19 protein-coding genes and 1 other RNA gene are annotated in these 17129 nt (G+C 54.0%); 9 read left to right on the forward strand and 11 right to left on the reverse strand.

The window, feature by feature from the left end; all coding sequences use genetic code 11:
* Nucleotides 1-284: 284 nt before the first annotated feature.
* Nucleotides 285-1109 (forward strand): hypothetical protein, encoded by an 825-nt coding sequence (locus KGP16_RS19970; RefSeq protein WP_166733181.1) that lies wholly within the window; start codon nucleotides 285-287, stop codon nucleotides 1107-1109.
* Here the strand turns inward: KGP16_RS19970 and rseC are convergent.
* From rseC to rpoE, 4 genes are read right to left on the reverse strand one after another with little or no spacing between them, the layout of a single operon-like run.
* Nucleotides 1106-1582, reverse strand: coding sequence for a SoxR-reducing system protein RseC (gene rseC, locus KGP16_RS19975; protein WP_209529352.1), 477 nt, complete (start codon nucleotides 1580-1582; stop codon nucleotides 1106-1108). The two genes, KGP16_RS19970 and rseC, sit on opposite strands and share 4 nt — an antisense overlap.
* The gene (gene rseB / locus KGP16_RS19980) at nucleotides 1579-2538 is read right to left on the reverse strand and encodes a sigma-E factor regulatory protein RseB (RefSeq protein WP_071683948.1); all 960 of its coding nucleotides are present in this window, start codon (nucleotides 2536-2538) and stop codon (nucleotides 1579-1581) included. The genes rseC and rseB overlap by 4 nt, the downstream gene beginning before the upstream one ends.
* Nucleotides 2538-3191 carry an anti-sigma-E factor RseA gene (gene rseA, locus KGP16_RS19985; protein WP_065686636.1) on the reverse strand — a complete coding sequence of 218 codons (654 nt, stop codon included), beginning with the start codon at nucleotides 3189-3191 and terminating at the stop codon, nucleotides 2538-2540. Before rseA ends, rseB begins: the two co-directional genes overlap by 1 nt.
* 30 nt (nucleotides 3192-3221) lie before the next feature.
* Nucleotides 3222-3797 carry an RNA polymerase sigma factor RpoE gene (gene rpoE / locus KGP16_RS19990; protein ID WP_012146382.1) on the reverse strand — a complete coding sequence of 192 codons (576 nt, stop codon included), beginning with the start codon at nucleotides 3795-3797 and terminating at the stop codon, nucleotides 3222-3224.
* A gap of 213 nt (nucleotides 3798-4010) precedes the next feature.
* Between rpoE and nadB the strand changes: the two genes are divergently transcribed.
* Entirely contained in the window at nucleotides 4011-5612 is a 1602-nt protein-coding gene (nadB, locus tag KGP16_RS19995) for an L-aspartate oxidase (RefSeq protein ID WP_021807681.1), read from the forward strand.
* Nucleotides 5613-5616: 4 nt separating this feature from the next.
* Here nadB and KGP16_RS20000 read toward each other — a convergent pair whose 3' ends face one another.
* A complete protein-coding gene (locus KGP16_RS20000; RefSeq protein WP_209529354.1) occupies nucleotides 5617-6396 on the reverse strand; it encodes a tRNA1(Val) (adenine(37)-N6)-methyltransferase in 780 nt (259 codons plus the stop codon).
* Nucleotides 6397-6483: 87 nt separating this feature from the next.
* On the opposite strand from KGP16_RS20000, the gene srmB reads away from it, so the two are divergent.
* A complete protein-coding gene (gene srmB / locus KGP16_RS20005; RefSeq protein WP_021178910.1) occupies nucleotides 6484-7800 on the forward strand; it encodes an ATP-dependent RNA helicase SrmB in 1317 nt (438 codons plus the stop codon).
* A 51-nt stretch (nucleotides 7801-7851) separates the two neighbouring features.
* Here srmB and KGP16_RS20010 read toward each other — a convergent pair whose 3' ends face one another.
* The 3 genes from KGP16_RS20010 to grcA all read right to left on the reverse strand — a co-directional run bounded on the left by KGP16_RS20010 (nucleotide 7852) and on the right by grcA (nucleotide 10122).
* On the reverse strand, nucleotides 7852-8607 hold the full coding sequence (locus KGP16_RS20010) for an ankyrin repeat domain-containing protein (RefSeq protein WP_223500236.1): 756 nt from the start codon (nucleotides 8605-8607) through the stop codon (nucleotides 7852-7854).
* The gene (locus KGP16_RS20015) at nucleotides 8600-9562 is read right to left on the reverse strand and encodes a phospholipase (RefSeq protein WP_223500237.1); all 963 of its coding nucleotides are present in this window, start codon (nucleotides 9560-9562) and stop codon (nucleotides 8600-8602) included. The genes KGP16_RS20010 and KGP16_RS20015 overlap by 8 nt, the downstream gene beginning before the upstream one ends.
* A 176-nt stretch (nucleotides 9563-9738) precedes the next feature.
* A complete protein-coding gene (gene grcA / locus KGP16_RS20020) occupies nucleotides 9739-10122 on the reverse strand; it encodes an autonomous glycyl radical cofactor GrcA (RefSeq protein ID WP_021178913.1) in 384 nt (127 codons plus the stop codon).
* 348 nt (nucleotides 10123-10470) lie between these two features.
* On the opposite strand from grcA, the gene ung reads away from it, so the two are divergent.
* Nucleotides 10471-11154, forward strand: a complete 684-nt coding sequence (ung, locus tag KGP16_RS20025) for a uracil-DNA glycosylase (protein WP_021178914.1) — start codon at nucleotides 10471-10473, stop codon at nucleotides 11152-11154.
* Between the two features lie 52 nt (nucleotides 11155-11206).
* Here the strand turns inward: ung and grpE are convergent, their stop codons facing one another.
* Nucleotides 11207-11782 (reverse strand): nucleotide exchange factor GrpE, encoded by a 576-nt coding sequence (grpE, locus tag KGP16_RS20030; protein WP_021807677.1) that lies wholly within the window; start codon nucleotides 11780-11782, stop codon nucleotides 11207-11209.
* Nucleotides 11783-11906: 124 nt separating this feature from the next.
* Between grpE and nadK the strand changes: the two genes are divergently transcribed.
* From nadK to bamE, 3 genes are all read left to right on the forward strand, one after another.
* Complete coding sequence (gene nadK / locus KGP16_RS20035) at nucleotides 11907-12785, forward strand: NAD(+) kinase (RefSeq protein ID WP_021178916.1); 879 nt, start codon at nucleotides 11907-11909, stop codon at nucleotides 12783-12785.
* Nucleotides 12786-12871: 86 nt separating this feature from the next.
* Nucleotides 12872-14533, forward strand: a complete 1662-nt coding sequence (recN, locus tag KGP16_RS20040) for a DNA repair protein RecN (RefSeq protein ID WP_059201559.1) — start codon at nucleotides 12872-12874, stop codon at nucleotides 14531-14533.
* Nucleotides 14534-14636: 103 nt separating this feature from the next.
* Nucleotides 14637-14975, forward strand: coding sequence for an outer membrane protein assembly factor BamE (bamE, locus tag KGP16_RS20045; RefSeq protein WP_021178918.1), 339 nt, complete (start codon nucleotides 14637-14639; stop codon nucleotides 14973-14975).
* A gap of 113 nt (nucleotides 14976-15088) precedes the next feature.
* Here the strand turns inward: bamE and KGP16_RS20050 are convergent, their stop codons facing one another.
* Both KGP16_RS20050 and KGP16_RS20055 read right to left on the reverse strand, forming a co-directional pair.
* On the reverse strand, nucleotides 15089-15373 hold the full coding sequence (locus tag KGP16_RS20050; protein ID WP_059201560.1) for an RnfH family protein: 285 nt from the start codon (nucleotides 15371-15373) through the stop codon (nucleotides 15089-15091).
* Nucleotides 15366-15800: a type II toxin-antitoxin system RatA family toxin gene (locus KGP16_RS20055; RefSeq protein ID WP_021178920.1), complete on the reverse strand. Its 435-nt coding sequence runs from the start codon at nucleotides 15798-15800 to the stop codon at nucleotides 15366-15368. The genes KGP16_RS20050 and KGP16_RS20055 overlap by 8 nt, the downstream gene beginning before the upstream one ends.
* A 161-nt stretch (nucleotides 15801-15961) precedes the next feature.
* Between KGP16_RS20055 and smpB the strand changes: the two genes are divergently transcribed.
* Together smpB and ssrA are read left to right on the forward strand one after the other, a co-directional pair.
* Entirely contained in the window at nucleotides 15962-16444 is a 483-nt protein-coding gene (gene smpB / locus KGP16_RS20060; protein WP_021178921.1) for an SsrA-binding protein SmpB, read from the forward strand.
* Between the two features lie 48 nt (nucleotides 16445-16492).
* Nucleotides 16493-16856, forward strand: a transfer-messenger RNA (tmRNA) gene (gene ssrA, locus KGP16_RS20065).
* Nucleotides 16857-17129: the final 273 nt, after the last annotated feature.

Consider the following 17129-nt stretch of genomic DNA (forward strand, 5'->3'; position numbering starts at 1 on the left):
TGCGCCAATCCTCTTGGCCAGACACTATTTACCCGGTGGTAATACATATTACGCGATTACGCAATAAACCCAATCTTAATTTTTTAATAAATAATATTTTTATCAATAACTTACAGTTAAATCGCAACGCAGAAGCTTTAGGATAAACCTGATATACGCTCCTTTGCCCCTCGGTTACAAGTGGCAAGAACTTTGGATAAAAACAGACTTCAGGGCACTACGACATCGGCAAGCCCACCAGAGTTCACCAGCATCTCCTCTGAACATTGATTGGAAGGTTTATCATGATCGATAAAGGGCAAATGCTGAGCCGGCACGATTTTTCCAAGGTCAACTGGGGCATTTTGGCAGCGGTAACGCTGCTGTTCACACTCGGTGCGGCGCTGTTATTAATGCCGTTATTGAGCAACATGGAAGATCCTCACGTTCTGGCCTTACTGCAAGCCGGCGCGGCTACCATTCTGTTAGGCACGACTTTGTTGGCATTGCGCCATTATCTGCGGCCAATGCTGACCTATCGCCTGTATGAGCACGGCGTGCGCGTGCTGGATCACCACAGTCATAAAGAACGGTTTATTGCGTTTGAAAAGATTGCCGATATCTACCATTCTCGCGGTAGCAGGCTGCTTGGCGGGCTGAACGACAATATGGCGTTTCGCACCTCGGAGGCGGGGTTCTGGTACAGCATCAAGAGCAATATCTCTCACTCCCGGCAGCTGATTGAAACCCTGATCCAGCAACAGATCCAGCAACGCGGCCCGCTGGCATTAAATTCGCTTTATCAGGGGGAAATATTGACCTTCGGCTATCTCATTAGCGGTAGGGGCTGGCTTGGTTCGTGGCAAGAGAAGCCGACTCAAACATTACGGCTTAGCGCTACGACGCTGAGTATCGCCCAGGCGCAGGTTCAGATCGAAAAGATCCACCGGCTGGAAAGCAATCTGCAGCGAGGCACCCTTCGTTTGCTGGATCTACAAGGTAATGAGCTGTTTTCGCTGGGTTATGACTCGCTGTTCAGCGCCGATCTGTTTATTGCGCTGATGGAGCATATGATCAACAACCGCATCCCCGCCTATAACAACCCGGCGATGACGCGGCCGCCGTATTAAATCGGGGATTCGGTTTCAGTATTCAACCGCAAGGCACCGGGCGGCAAACCGATTTGTAGCACCACGGGTTGATAATTGGCCTGTTCGCCGAGGCGTTTTGCCAATGCGCGTGCGATCAGGAAAGCGAGGCAGCCCCCTAAAATCCCACCGAGTGCCGCCGCAGCGTCACTGCCCAACCACCATTGCAGCAGGCCACCGCCTAGCATCATGCCTAATAACGGGGTCAGATAGACCAGCATCGCCGAGCGCAACAGGCTGCCTTCGGCGATACCGACTTCGACGCGCTGGCCGGGTTCCAGAGGCTGGGCGATTGCCACCTGCAGGTGATGTTCACTTTCAGGCACCAGTTCGTCGAACGCGCGAGCACCGCAGCCAGAACGTGCGGTACAGCTGCCACAGCCGGCTTTAGGCTCACAACGCAGCTGTGCCACACCCTGTTGCCACGAGATCACCGTGGCCCACTCTTTCATCATTGCGGCGCTACCTTGAAAGTAATGCTGTCGGCAATGCGTTTCGCCGTTGAAGGAGGTAATTCCCCAACCACGGTAATTTCATTGCCATTACGAATTTCGGTTTGGATGGTGCGGCGGCCCTGACGATAAAACTGTTGGCTGGTATTGCTGCCCGAAGGGCTGACGTTAACCGAGAAGCTGAACAAGCCATCGCTATAAAGCCGCGATTCAACCGGCACCGCCACATTCGGTAACTTGCGGCGATTACGCGCCACCTCGTTAACGCCCGCGGGCAACCAACCGGCATTCCAGGCAAGCTTAACGTCTTCAGCCGCGGGTAAGGTCAATAGCGGTGGCAGATTGGCCTTGAGCAAAGGTTGCATGACGTTTTTCACCTGATCGCCCACCACGACCGAGATGACCCGATACTGTTCCAGCGTTTCGCCATCACGATCGAGTAAATCGACCCGCAGCGGCAGCTTGGTCTCCATATCCATCCAGACCACATAGCTGTAACGGGAGCCGTCACGAGCCACGACGCGGTAGACGTCACAAGGCCGATCGGAAATGCGGGTGCGACCAACGGAGATGAAGTCGTAGTATTTCGCCAGATAGTCAAAATCGGCAAACACGATGGCGGGCAAGGCGTCGACGATGTGATCGCCAGACAGCGTGAACGGTTCCAGACCAGGCTCAAAATAGCTGATCCCACCGCCACGTTGCAGCACTTCCCGACGAGGGCCGTCCATATGCAGCAACTGCCCAAGCGGCTGCTTATCGATCACCGCATGGCGATAGCGTAGCGACTCTATCCCCTGCTTGCTGATGCTGATATAGGCGAGTTCATAGTTGAGTGAACGGCTGGCACTGCTCATTTGTTGCAATAACGCCCCGGACGCAGGTTCCTGCGCCGAGGCGATATTTGAATTGAGCAGGCTGCCCGTTAAAAGACAAACGGAGAACCAGATTTGCTTCATTACTGCTGTTGCATTCCTAAAGACTGAGTTCCAGGAACCTGAACGGCGGCCTGCTGTGGCCTGCTTTGTTCAAGTTGCAGCTGATCGGAGTGCAAACGGCGTTGCAGCTCATAATCCTGCAGCATGGCATTGATACGCTTACGCTGTTCCTGCACCTGCTGCTGTTGACCGCTGCCGGTTGAGAAACTGTCTGCCGGGACGCCCAGGCTGACCGGGGAAGCTTGCCCCATGATTGGCAACGTATTGAACGCTGGTGCTTCAGCCGCGCCTGATTGGGCCGTTGGCTGATTGTACTGTTGCACACCCACGATCACTGCCAGAGAGACACAAGCGGCAACGCCGACTTGAGTGAGCTGACTAGCCCAAGGACGAACCTTGTGCCAGAACGGCAGTTTACCCCAGGTGTGAGGTTGCGGTTGAGATTCGGGAATTGCCGAAGGAACCAGACGAGCGGGCTCTTTTTCCAATGCGGCAGCAACACGGTCTGCGATATCGAAATGCATGACTTGCCCGATATCACCCCGTAACGTGTCACGGATTAGGTGATAGCTCTGCCAGCTTTGTTGAAGCGCCCGATCTTTACTCAATGAACTCAGCAGCTCATTGTCGAGCATTTCACCATCCATCAGAGCGGAAAGCTTTTCTTTCTGCATGCCTAAGTACCCTTCCAGTGTCCGCTATCGCTAACGTTGGATCAGCGGTTGAACTTTATTATCGATAGCCTCCCGAGCACGGAAAATACGTGAACGTACGGTTCCGACCGGGCAATCCATGATGGCGGCTATCTCTTCGTAGCTTAGACCATCCAACTCCCGCAGGGTAATCGCCATGCGAAGATCCTCTGGGAGTGACTCAATGGTACGGAAAACTATCTGTCTCAGTTCTTCTGACAACATTAAGTTCTCAGGGTTCGAAATTTCTTTCAGTGCACCCGCACTTTCGTAATTTTCGGCATCATTGGCATCCACATCGCTTGAGGGTGGGCGCCGGCCCTGAGCAACCAGATAATTTTTTGCTGTATTGACAGCAATTCGATACAACCAGGTGTAAAAGGCGCTATCGCCACGGAACGACTCCAGTGCGCGATAAGCTTTAATAAACGACTCCTGCACCACATCCGGCACGTCGCCCTGTGGTACGTAGCGCGAAACGAGACTCGCCACTTTATGCTGGTAACGAATTACCAGTAAGTTAAACGATTTCTGATCGCCCTTTTGGACCCGCTCAACCAGAACCTGATCCGTTAACTGCTCGCTCATCCGAGGTAAATTCTCCCCAAATCTATCTCCACGCGTGAAATTGTACCGCCAGCCATACATTATTTTCCTGAGCAAGCACTCGCTTGGAGTTCATACGGAACGCTAAGTTCCATACCGCCATTGTTTTTTTGTTGATGTCACCTTGTCCGTGGCTTTTGCCCGGACAAGTAGGCTAACATGAATTTCACTCTTCTTCTGCACACATCATACGTTATGCAACCATCATCTGAACATGTTAGCGATGTATTGATCGTCGGTAGCGGTGCTGCTGGCCTCTCCCTGGCGTTGCGCCTGGCGCAACATTGCAAGGTTACTGTACTCAGCAAAGGTCCGCTCAATGAAGGCGCCACCTTTTATGCCCAAGGCGGGATCGCCGCGGTGTTTGATGAAACGGACAGCATCGCCTCGCACGTTGATGACACGCTGATCGCCGGAGCCGGCCTGTGTGACAAAGACGCCGTCGAGTTTATTGCCAGCAATGCGCGCCACTGCGTACAGTGGCTGATCGATCAGGGTGTGCTGTTCGACACCGAAACCAACTCCCAAGGTGAAGAACGCTATCACCTGACGCGGGAAGGCGGGCACAGCCATCGGCGCATCCTCCACGCCGCCGACGCCACCGGCAAAGAAGTAGAGACTACCCTGGTAGCGAAAGCAAGTGCTCACCCCAATATTTGCGTGATGGAGCGCCGCAACGCCGTCGACCTGATCACCTCCAACAAGATCGGCTTGCCGGGCACCAAGCGCGTAGTGGGCGCTTACGTCTGGAACCGTGAGCGGGAGCAGGTGGAAACCTACCGTGCCAAAACGGTGGTGTTAGCCACCGGCGGAGCGGCCAAGGTTTATCAATATACCACCAACCCGGACATCTCTTCGGGCGATGGTATCGCCATGGCCTGGCGCGCTGGCTGTCGTGTCGCCAATCTGGAATTCAACCAGTTTCACCCAACCTGCCTGTTCCACCCGCAGGCACGTAACTTCCTGCTGACCGAAGCGCTGCGCGGTGAAGGTGCCCATCTGAAACGCCCAGACGGCAGCCGCTTTATGCCAGACTTTGATCCGCGTGGTGAGCTGGCTCCGCGTGATATCGTCGCCCGCGCTATTGACCATGAGATGAAACGCCTGGGTGCAGACTGCATGTACCTGGATATCAGCCACAAACCGGCGGAATTTATCACCCAGCACTTCCCGATGATCCACGAAAAGCTGATGACGCTGGGCTTTGACCTGACGCAACAGCCGATCCCGATCGTCCCTGCGGCGCATTACACCTGCGGCGGCGTGATGGTCGATCAGCATGGCCGCACCGATCTGGACGGTTTGTATGCCATTGGCGAAGTGAGCTACACCGGCCTGCACGGGGCCAACCGCATGGCGTCCAACTCGCTGCTGGAATGCCTGGTTTATGGCTGGTCCGCCGCCGAAGATATTCTGACGCGCCTGCCTGCCATCAAGCTGGCCAAACAGTTACCGCAGTGGGATGAAAGCCGCGTGGATGACTCGGATGAACGCGTGGTGATCCAGCACAACTGGCACGAACTGCGGCTGTTTATGTGGGACTACGTCGGGATCGTGCGCACCACCAAACGCCTGGAGCGAGCACTACGCCGCATCAATACGTTGCAGCAGGAGATCGACGAGTATTACGCCAACTTCCGCATCTCCAACAATCTGCTGGAGCTACGTAATCTGGTGCAGGTGGCGGAACTGATTGTGCGCAGCGCGATGGAGCGCAAGGAAAGCCGTGGGCTGCATTACACGCTGGATTACCCGGACATGTTGCCGGAGCCAAAACCCACCATTCTGCAACCCTGAGGCTTCAGTAGTTCAGATAGAAATCGGTAATCAACTGGCGGAAATCGGTGGTGTAGCTGCCATCCGCCAGTTTTATTGCCAACTCCGCCTCTTCTTTTGCCACCGGTTTGCGCGCTAATGCCAGCATCAAGCGGTGCTTTGGCGTATCGGCCCGGTCGCTGATGTTCAGCCGTCGTGCGGTGTGCCAGCCACGTTGGTGGGCATTCACTTCAAAAGCTTCACCAATCTCGTAAGGCAGCACCACGCAGAAATGGCCCTCCGCAGTTATCAACCTTTCAGCGCTATCCAGCAAAGCGTCGTGAGTCAGCGTTTCCGTATAGCGGGCGTTGGTACGGGCCTGATCGCGGCAGGCAACAGAAGGCTCAAAATACGGTGGGTTGCTGACGATCAGATCGTAACAATGGGCATGCTGCTGGGCAAAATGATGGATATCCTGGCTGTGCACCTGGATCTTCTGCGGCCAAGGTGACTCAAACACGTTATCACGCGCCTGCAAGGCGGCGGCGTTATCCAGCTCAACCGCATCGATGGTGGCCTCGCCAGCCGTGCGCTGCGCCAACATCAGGGCGATCAGCCCACTGCCGCAGCCAATATCCAGCACCCGCTGCACGTTATCCACGCTAGCCCAGGCACCGAGCATAACCGCATCGGTACCTACCTTCATCGCACAACGATCGTGGCCGACAAAGAACTGTTTAAAGGTAAAACCGCCGCGGCGCGGGGTCGATTTTGTTTTATTTTGATTACTCACAATGGCCACCAGCAGACAAAACTGGCGTAGCATAAGGCAAACTGATTTAGGGTAAAAGTTAAAAAGGGTGAACCCTGCGGCCATCCCGTCTATAATCGGCGCCCCAAGTAGAGGTAGATAATGACAGCAACCAATTTTTCCGAACTCGAACTCGATGAGCGCCTGATCCTCGCTTTGCGTGATAAAGGCTACGATCGCCCCACCGCTATCCAGGCCGAGGCGATCCCGCCAGCCATGGACGGGCGCGACGTATTAGGTTCGGCACCGACCGGCACAGGCAAAACCGCCGCATTCTTGCTGCCGGTTCTGCAACATCTGCTGGATTTCCCACGCAAGAAGTCTGGCCCACCGCGCGTACTGATCCTCACCCCGACGCGTGAGCTGGCAATGCAGGTGGCCGATCAGGCTCGTGAATTGGCTGCGCATACCTCGCTGGATATCGCCACCATCACCGGCGGCGTGGCGTATATGAACCACGCCGAAGTCTTTAGCGAAAACCAGGACGTGGTGGTTGCCACCACCGGCCGCCTGCTGCAATACATCAAAGAAGAAAACTTTGACTGCCGCGCGGTAGAAACGCTGATCCTGGACGAAGCCGATCGCATGCTCGATATGGGCTTTGCGCAAGACATCGAGACCATCTCGGCCGAAACCCGCTGGCGTACCCAGACGTTGCTGTTCTCCGCAACGTTGGAAGGCGAAGCGATCCGCGAGTTTGCCGAGCGTATCCTGAAAGATCCGGTTGAGGTTGAAGCCGATCCTTCCCGCCGCGAACGTAAAAAGATCCTGCAATGGTATTACCGCGCCGATGACGTGAAGCATAAAACCGCCCTGCTGGTGCATCTGTTGCAACAGCCGGACGTGCAGAAGTCAGTGATCTTTGTACGTAAGCGTGAGCGCGTGCATGAGCTGGCCGCCTGGCTGCGTGAAGCAGGCATCAACACCTGCTATCTCGAAGGGGAAATGGTGCAGGCCAAGCGTAACGAAGCGGTAAAACGCATGATGGATGGCCGCGTCAACGTGCTGGTCGCTACCGACGTTGCAGCACGCGGGCTGGATATCCTGGATATCACCCACGTGTTCAACTTCGATATGCCGCGCACTGCCGATACCTATCTGCATCGCATTGGCCGTACTGGCCGTGCCGGGCGTAAAGGCACCGCCATTTCGCTGGTAGAAGCGCACGACCATCTGCTGCTGGGCAAAGTGGGGCGTTACCTCAATGAGCCACTGAAAGCCCGCGTGATCGACGAACTGCGTCCATCCACCAAGGTGCCTAGCGAGAAGAGCAACGGTAAGCCCTCGAAGAAGGTGCTGGCCAAGCGCATCGAAGACAAGCTGAAGAACAAAGAGAAGGCCAAGGTGAAGGTACGCCATCGCGACGCGAAAAACGTCGGTAAGCGCCGCAAGCCAAAAGCCAAACCAGACGCAGAATAATCTCTCTGCCATCAAAAAACCGCCATCACTTAGAGGGCGGTTTTTCTATTTTCAAAGCTGAGTATAGTGCTCAGCCAATTGCTGACTTTTGAGCCAGACCTCCAATTGGCGGTACTGTTCACGCAACTCGCTATTCTGCAAATGCATTGGCGTCTGGGCAAAATAATACTGGAACGTTCTCCCTTGCTGATTTTGTGCCTTGGCATCAGCCCCCGTTTGTAACAGCAGCAACGCCAACTCTGGTGCGTTGATTTTTGCGGCCAGGTGCAAGGGCGTATCCCCTACTCTGTCACTCAAGGTACTATCAGCCCCGGCATTCAACAGCATACGCACCTGCTCCTCCCGCCCCGCAAGCACGGCAGCGGCTAATGGCGTAGCACCAGTGACCAGATTACGCATATTAACCTGGGGAGCCTGTTGCAATAACAAGCGTAAATATTGCGCATCCTTAACCATCGCCGCCGTATGCAATGCCCCGTTGCCCTCCATACCAGGCTGCCCAATATCTGCTCCCGCCTGTATCAACGCCTGTACACTGCCTGGCCTCTGCTGCAGAATCGCCCACTGCAACAGTGTGATCTGCAAATCTCCCCGCACATAAAGCCGTTCAATCGTTGCTTGCTGGCTAATTTGCCAAACGTCATCTTCAGCCACCGCCTGTGATAAAGACAGGATATCGGTACCCGCAAATGGCGAAGTTTGCTGTTCCATATAGTGCTCCTTGGCTACCATCAATAACCCAGCGATCCCAAACAGGGGCAAAACGAGAGCCGCTATCCAGCAGCCTCTGCACCACCTTTTAGGCATTCGCCTTGATCTCCCATGGCTTCTGTTCCGCCATTGAACTGATTACTTTATCGATGCCATGTGCCGTCATGCTGCGATCGAAATATTTGCTTGGCCGCCAAGCATCAGTGCCGCTCAGAGTCTCATTGTTGGCAATGGTTATTTTATGCCCGATAGCATCGGGAAGCAGTGACGTCGACTCCTGCGTCCCCGTCAACATATCGTATTGTTCACTGTAACGACGGATCCCGCCAGATTCTGCATCTTGCTTTGCCGCAGCGGGATTAATACCGAAACGGTTGAGAGTATGATCGGAAACCCCAGCGGCGTTGAATGTTACCGCCAGAGAACCCGTTGCCAGCGCCGCCGTTGCTGCCAACCCTCCCCCCAACGAATGACCGGTGATCACTAACCCGTCACCAAACGCCGCTTTGGCATTCTTGGCAATTGCCACAGCATGATTGTACTGCACATCGTCGTACCCCGTAGCCTGACGCACATTACTCAGCCAATCGCGCATGTCATTAGTACCGGCGAAGGCCAGCACATAGTGCTGCTTATTCGAATAAATACCCGCCTGTAACCCCGAGGCTGTATCCAATAAACTTGCGGGGTCAATGCCAACACCCAGCAAATCGTTATCACTCATGCGCGAAAAACCCTCCGCCCCCTGCCCCGTAAGGTTGTAGACATCCTTGGCCAATAGCGCCAAAGAGTAATCCCCCTGCTGAGACTCTTGCCCACGAGACATCTCCAGCCTTGGGGCCAAAGGTACCGCAGCAGAAAGATCGCGAGTCAGTGAATCCAACAGATTTTGTGCATTACGACTATTTTCAGAGGGGAGCGACACAGCAACTTTTGTCACCTGTGGCTCGTCGGTGTGGACTGGTTTTATTGCGTCTTGAGCCGGGAGTGCCGCAGCAGATACCTCGGTGATGGGCGTCATCGTCGAGATGAAACTCAAAGGCAAACTCATAAAGACTCCTTATCCATAGACAGCCCCAAATGGAACTGATTTAGCTATCGGCGAGTCCTACGAGTTCTGTAATGGGAATGATTATTTTTTGCAGCTAATGTGATCAAAATCTATTTTCTGCCGTGAAGGCATTAAAAAAGGGAGCCGAAGCTCCCTTTTGTCTACCTAGCCGAGAATTACAGGCTTTCGGTAAAGGTACGTGCGATAACGTCACGTTGCTGTTCTGGCGTCAGTGAGTTGAAACGCACCGCGTAACCAGAAACACGAATGGTCAGCTGCGGATATTTTTCTGGGTTCTTAACGGCATCTTCCAGCGTTTCACGGCGCAGCACGTTCACGTTCAGGTGCTGACCACCTTCTACGCGCACGGTAGGTTGCATTTCCATCGGCACTTCGCGGTACTCGATCTGGCCCAGTTCGCTAACAGGCACGATCTGATCTTCCGCGTAATCCGCTTTGGCACAGACACAGCGCGCTTCTGATTTCTCTTCATCCAGCAGCCAGAAAGAGTTCACCAGTGCTTGATTGTTCGCTTTAGTGATTTGAATACCAGTAATCATTTTGTTGCCTCCGTAATAGGGCGAAAAATTTCTACGTCGCCGAAAACTCGGTTGTGGTTTCCGGCCATTTGGTAAAACCAATGTTGTCTTGTTGTTCTGTATACCAGTCAAACCGGGTCAATTCTTTGACTAAAATCAATTTTTACGGGGTAACCGAATGAGCAGCAGAGGCAAATTTATGTTTTATATCAATTTTACCTTTTTGCTCGTTAAAATTATTTTTGTAAATTTTCAAAAATATTTGTATATCTCGCTCACCATACCCATGGAAAAAGCGGGTTTCGCCGAGCGGGGGTTAACGGTAAGCTATGCACCATGAATTGCTAACAAAAACAAAGGAGAGTGCTTATGTCTACCTCCCTCACCTGGCACGACGTCATCGGCAAAGAGAAAGAGCAGCCCTACTTTCTCGATACACTCGCCTTTGTAGCTAATGAACGCCAGGCTGGTAAGACCATTTATCCACCGCAGAAAGACGTGTTTAATGCTTTCCGCTTTACCGAGTTGGCAGACGTCAAAGTGGTGATCCTGGGGCAAGATCCCTATCACGGCCCGAACCAGGCCCATGGCCTGTCGTTTTCCGTGCGCCCAGGCATCCCTGCGCCGCCTTCACTGGTCAATATGTACAAAGAGCTGGTGACGGATATCCCCGGCTTTGAACGCCCGACACACGGCTGCCTGCAAAGCTGGGCCGAGCAAGGCGTACTGCTGCTCAATACCGTATTAACCGTTGAAGGTGGCCGCGCGCATTCTCACGCCAATCTGGGCTGGGAAACCTTTACCGACAAGGTTATTGCCGCGCTAAACGAAAATCGCGAGGGTGTCGTGTTCCTGCTGTGGGGGTCACACGCACAAAAGAAAGGGAGCTTTATCGACCGCCAGCGCCATCATGTGTTGAAAGCGCCGCACCCCTCCCCGCTTTCTGCCCATCGCGGTTTCCTGGGTTGCCACCACTTTTCGCAAACCAATCAGTTACTGGAACAACAAGGCCTGGCACCGATTGACTGGGTGCCGCACCTGCCGCAGGAATGATCCAGCCACAAAAAAGGCACCACGAAGGTGCCTTTATCCTCAGCAGGTCTTATTAAGACTTGGCTTTGGATACCGCAACCATCGCAGGGCGCAGCAGACGGCCATTCAGCGTATAGCCTTTCTGCATCACCATCATCACATGGTTCGGCTGATGGTCGGCTGATTCCATCAGGCTCATCGCCTGGTGAACGTCTGGGTTGAATGGCACGTTGAGCTCGCCTACCACTTCGATGCCGTACTTGCGTACCGCGTCCAGCAGTGACTTCAGCGTCAGCTCAATCCCTTCGATCATCGCGACCAGTTCAGGGTTGTTCTTGTCCGCCAGCTCCAGCGCACGCTCCAGGTTGTCGATCACCGGCAGCAAATCACCGGAGAATTTTTCCAGCGCGAATTTGTGGGCCTTCTCGACATCCTGCTCGCTACGGCGACGAACGTTTTCCATTTCGGCCTTGGCACGCAGCACACTATCACGCTCGCGTTGCTGAGCTTCAGCCAGTTGGGCTTCCAACTCGGCAATGCGATCATCGCGCAGATCGGCGCCTGCCGCCATGGCTTCCTCGTGCTGTGCTTGCTGTTCCATTTCTTCCGAGGCTTGCTCGTTTGGCGTCTTCTGTTCTTTACTACTCATGAATATCTCCGCGTTTTAGCATTAATCTCGCAACTTGGCTTATTATGGGGATCAAAACCGGGGTTTCAAGTCAACCGGTCACAATGTGGGGCATAAACCGTCCCTGGTGAGGAAAATGGCAGCGATGAAGAAAAAATTTGCATCTATTGGCATTGTTGGGCACCCGCGTCACCCTTCCGCATTGGCTACTCATGAAATGCTGTTCGAATGGTTGGTTGCCCGTGGCTACAAGGTGATCCTTGAACGCCAGATTGCCCACGATTTGGGTATGAAAGACGTAGATACCGGCAGCCTGGCGGAGATTGGTCAACGGGCCGATCTGGCCGTCGTGGTGGGTGGTGACGGTAACATGCTGGGCGCAGCGCGCGTATTGGCGCGTTATGACATCAAGGTGATTGGGGTAAACCGTGGCAATCTCGGCTTCCTGACCGATCTCGACCCGGACAACGCACTCCAGCAGTTGGCGGACGTGCTGGAAGGGGAATATATCGACGAGAAGCGCTTCCTGCTGGAAACCATCGTCCATAAAGAGCACCAGCAATGCCGCGTCAGCACCGCGATTAACGAAGTGGTGTTACACCCTGGCAAGGTGGCGCACATGATCGAGTTCGAAGTCTATATTGACGATCGCTTCGCCTTCTCGCAGCGTTCCGATGGCCTGATCATCGCCACGCCAACCGGTTCCACCGCCTACTCGCTTTCCGCAGGCGGGCCCATTCTGACTCCGTCGCTGGAAGCCATCGCGCTGGTGCCAATGTTCCCGCACACGCTTTCCGCCCGGCCGCTGGTGATCAACGGTGACAGCACCATTCGCCTGAAGTTTTCCCATATCGGCAGCGATCTGGAAATCAGCTGCGACAGCCAGATCGCCCTGCCCATCCAGGAAGGCGAAGAGGTACTGATCCGCCGCAGCGATTTCCACTTAAACCTGATCCACCCCAAGGACTACAGCTATTTCAATACGTTGAGTACCAAACTGGGCTGGTCAAAAAAATTATTCTAAAAATGGCGCCAACCGCTTTACTGTATATAAAACCAGTTTATACTGTATGAAATCACAGTTATGTGTTTATGAACAGGAAGGTCCCTATGTTGGCGCAATTAACCATCAGCAATTTTGCTATCGTTCGTGAGTTGGAGATCGACTTTCAAGCGGGTATGACGGCAATCACCGGTGAAACCGGTGCCGGTAAGTCGATTGCTATTGATGCGTTAGGCCTGTGCCTCGGCAACCGCGCCGACGGCAACGTGGTACGTCTGGGGGCCTCCCGTGCCGATATCTGTGCCCGCTTCTCACTGGCAGATACCCCATCCGCCCGCGAATGGCTGGAACAAAACCAGCTGGATGACAGCAACGAGTGCCTGCTGCGCCGCGTGATCGGAACAGATGGCCGCTCCCGTGGCTTTATCAACGGCACCGCGGTTCCCCTTTCCCAATTACGGGAGCTAGGCCAGCGCCTGATCCAGATCCACGGCCAGCATGCTCACCAGTTGCTGCTAAAACCCGAACACCAAAAACAGTTGCTGGATGCCTATGCCGGCGAACCGGCCTTGCAGGCCGCCATGCACCAGGCTTACCACCAATGGCATCAAAGCTGCCGCGAGCTGGCACACCATCAGCAACAATCTCTCGAGCGCGATGCCCGCAAGCAACTTCTGCAATACCAGTTGAAAGAGCTGAACGAATTCGCCCCACAGGCCGGTGAGTTTGAGCAGATCGACAGCGAATACAAGCGCCTGGCCAACAGCGGCCAGTTGCTGACCCTCAGCCAGCAGGCCCTGCAACTGCTGGCCGATGACGAGCAACACAACATGCTCAGCCAGCTCTACACCACCAAGCACCTGCTGATGGACCTGATCGGTATGGATGAGAAGCTAAGCGGCCTGCTGGACATGCTGGAAGAAGCCTCGATCCAAATCAGCGAAGCCAGCGATGAACTGCGCCATTACGCAGACCGCATGGATCTCGATCCCAACCGCCTGCATGAGCTGGAACAGCGCCTGTCGCGCCAAATCAGCCTGGCACGAAAGCACCATGTTTCACCGGAAGAATTACCCGGCCTGCATCAACAACTGCTGGATGAGCAACAGCTGCTTTCCCAACAGGCCAGCGATCAGCAACACCTGAGCGAAGCGGTCAACCTGCATCATCAACAGGCGCTGGCGCTGGCTGAGCAGTTGCACCAGAAGCGGCAGCACTATGCGGCCGAGTTAACCACCCTGATCACCGAGAGCATGAATGCGCTCTCGATGCCGCACGGCAAATTTAATATCGACGTCCGCTTTGAACCGGAATACCTGAGCAGCGAGGGGGCCAGCCGCGTTGAGTTCTGCGTCTCTACCAACCCGGGGCAACCGCTGCAGCCGTTGGCAAAAGTAGCCTCCGGCGGTGAGCTTTCCCGCATCGCGTTAGCCATCCAGGTCATTACCGCCCGTAAAATGGAAACCCCGGCGCTGATCTTCGATGAGGTAGACGTAGGCATCAGTGGCCCAACGGCCGCCATTGTTGGCCGCCTGCTGCGTCAGTTGGGTGAATCAACCCAGGTTATGTGCGTGACCCACCTGCCGCAGGTCGCCGGTTGCGGTCATCAGCATTTATTTGTCAGCAAGCAAACCGACGGCACGGAAACCGAAACCCAGATGTCTCCCTTGGACAAACGTGCCCGTCTGCAAGAGCTGGCGCGCCTGCTCGGCGGCAGTGAAGTCACTAAAAATACGCTGGCAAACGCAAAAGAATTGCTGGCCGCATAACTTTTTTACTTTCCTGAGGTCATAATGAGGCCCTGTAAAGGTTCCCAACTGCTGCAAGGTCTATTATCATCGGCATCCTATGCCCTAAAGGAATGTGATTATTATGCGCTGTAAAATGCTGACAGCTGCCGCTGTGGTTCTTGTGATGCTGACCGCAGGCTGTTCTACTTTTGAGAAGGTGGTTTACCGGCCTGATATCAACCAGGGTAACTACCTGACACCAACCGACGTGGCAAAAATCCACAAGGGAATGACGCAACAACAGGTTGCTTACACATTGGGCACGCCAATGATGCAGGATCCGTTTGGTACCCAGACGTGGTTCTACGTGTTCCGCCAAGAGCCAGGCCATGAGAAGATCACGCAGCAAACGCTGACGTTGACGTTCGACAGCGCAGGCGTGTTGACGGATCTGCAGAATAAACCGGCACTGACCGAGTAAGCCGAGCCGGAGCTGTCATCCGGCCCATGGGGGAAGAGTGAAATCCTTCATGACAGTCGCAGGCTGCAACTCGGAAGACAACGTTCTGATGAAGATAAGGCGCATTCAGCGCCTTATTTTTTTGCCTTTTCCGCCCGCTGACGGCGCAGTTCTTTCGGATCGGCAATCAATGGCCGGTAAATCTCTACCCTGTCACCATCATTGAGCACATCGCTCAGCTTGGCCGGTCGGCTGTAAATGCCCACCTTGTTGCTGGCCAAATCGATATCGCTCCGTAGCTCTAACAGCCCAGAAGCCAGGATGGCCTGCTCAACGCTGCTGCCTGCGGCCAACTTAACCTGGCGCACATACTGGCGTTCTGGCAACGCATAGACCACCTCAACGCGTATCTCAGACACTGTAGACCTCTTTGGCGCGCTGAGTGAACGCTTGCACCATGCTACCGGCCAGTTCTTTAAACACTTTACCGAAGGCCAGCTCGATCAGTTTGTTGGTGAACTCAAAATCCAGGTGCAGCTCTACCTTGCACGCCTCGGGGCTTAACGCGGTGAACTGCCAGCCGCCCATCAGCTTGCGGAACGGGCCATCGACCAGCTGCATATTGATGCTTTGGTTATCCAGCAGCGTATTGCGCGTGGTAAAGGTTTTGCTGATGCCGGCTTTTGCCACCTCTACCGCGGCGGTCATTTCATTTGGGGAAGCGGCAATCACCCGGCTGCCGGTGCATCCTGGCAGAAAATCGGGGTAAGAATGAACATCGTTAACCAACTGATACATCTGCTCAGCGCTGAATGGCACTAATGCAGATCGACTGATCTGGGGCATATCATTTCCTGAGAGGCAAAAAACGTACAGATAATACCATTTATCTGGCGCCAAACAAAAAATCTGCTACGCGCGGCACGGATCCAAAATGCGAGAAATTGCGCAGGTGCTGAGTGGGAAAGGATTTCTTTCGCTGCGTCATCCAGTATAATGAGCGCACTATGACAAAGAAAAAAGCATACAAACCCGGTTCCGCGACCATTGCACAAAACAAGCGAGCACGTTTCGAATACTCCATCGAAGAGGAGATCGAGGCGGGTTTGGCCCTGCAAGGTTGGGAAGTAAAATCACTGCGTGCTGGCAAAGCTAACATCAGCGACAGTTATGTGATGTTCCGCGACGGTGAAGCCTATCTGTTTGGCGCCACCATTTCGCCGCTGAACGTCGCTTCAACTCATGTGGTATGCGATCCAACACGTTCCCGTAAACTCCTGCTGAAAAAACGTGAGCTAGACTCACTGATCGGCCGCGTTACCCGCGATGGTTATACCGTCGTCGCCCTCTCCATGTATTGGAAAAATGCCTGGAGCAAAGTGAAGATTGGCGTAGCCAAAGGTAAGAAAGAACACGATAAGCGCGATGACATCAAAGATCGTGAGTGGCAGACGGCGAAAGCCCGTATCATGAAGCATGCCAATCGTTAAGCCGCTGGCTTAACAGGGTAATCTTCTGTTATACTGCACAAAGTACTTGGGGCTGATTCTGGATTCGACGGGATTTGCGAAGCCCTAGGAGCATGCCGAGGGGCGGTTTGCCTCGTAAAAAGCCGCAAAAAAATAGTCGCAAACGACGAAAACTACGCACTAGCAGCTTAATACCCTGCTTAGAGCCCTCTCTCCCTAGCTTCCGCTCTTAAGACGGGGATCAAGAGAGGTCAAACCCAAAAGAGATCGCATGGAAGTCCTGCCTGGGGCTGAAGTGCTAAATCTAATCAGGCTAGTTTGTTAGTGGCGTGTCCATCCGCAGCTGACCGGCGAATGTAAAGATTGGACTAAGCATGTAGTGCCGACGGTGTAGTAATTTCGGACGGGGGTTCAAATCCCCCCAGCTCCACCAAATAGGTCGCCAGTGATACCAGATAGACCCGGCGACAGTGACGAAAAAGCCCGCAATTCACGTTGCGGGCTTTTTTGTGTTTGAAACTTACGCTCCTCGATGATGAGGCTAGCGACTTTATGGGGGAAACTTTTAATAGATAAGAATTTTCCTATCAACATCAAAATAGCCTATCTAACGTGTAAATCGCCCCCAATCTCCCCCTCTGTCTAATCGAGCCTTAGAAAGGAAATCTTGCCACCACTCGTCAAAAGACGCAAAAACAGAGACCTA

This window comes from Serratia sp. JSRIV006, from assembly GCF_019968685.1.
Classification (GTDB): Bacteria; Pseudomonadota; Gammaproteobacteria; order Enterobacterales; family Enterobacteriaceae; genus Chania; species Chania fonticola_B.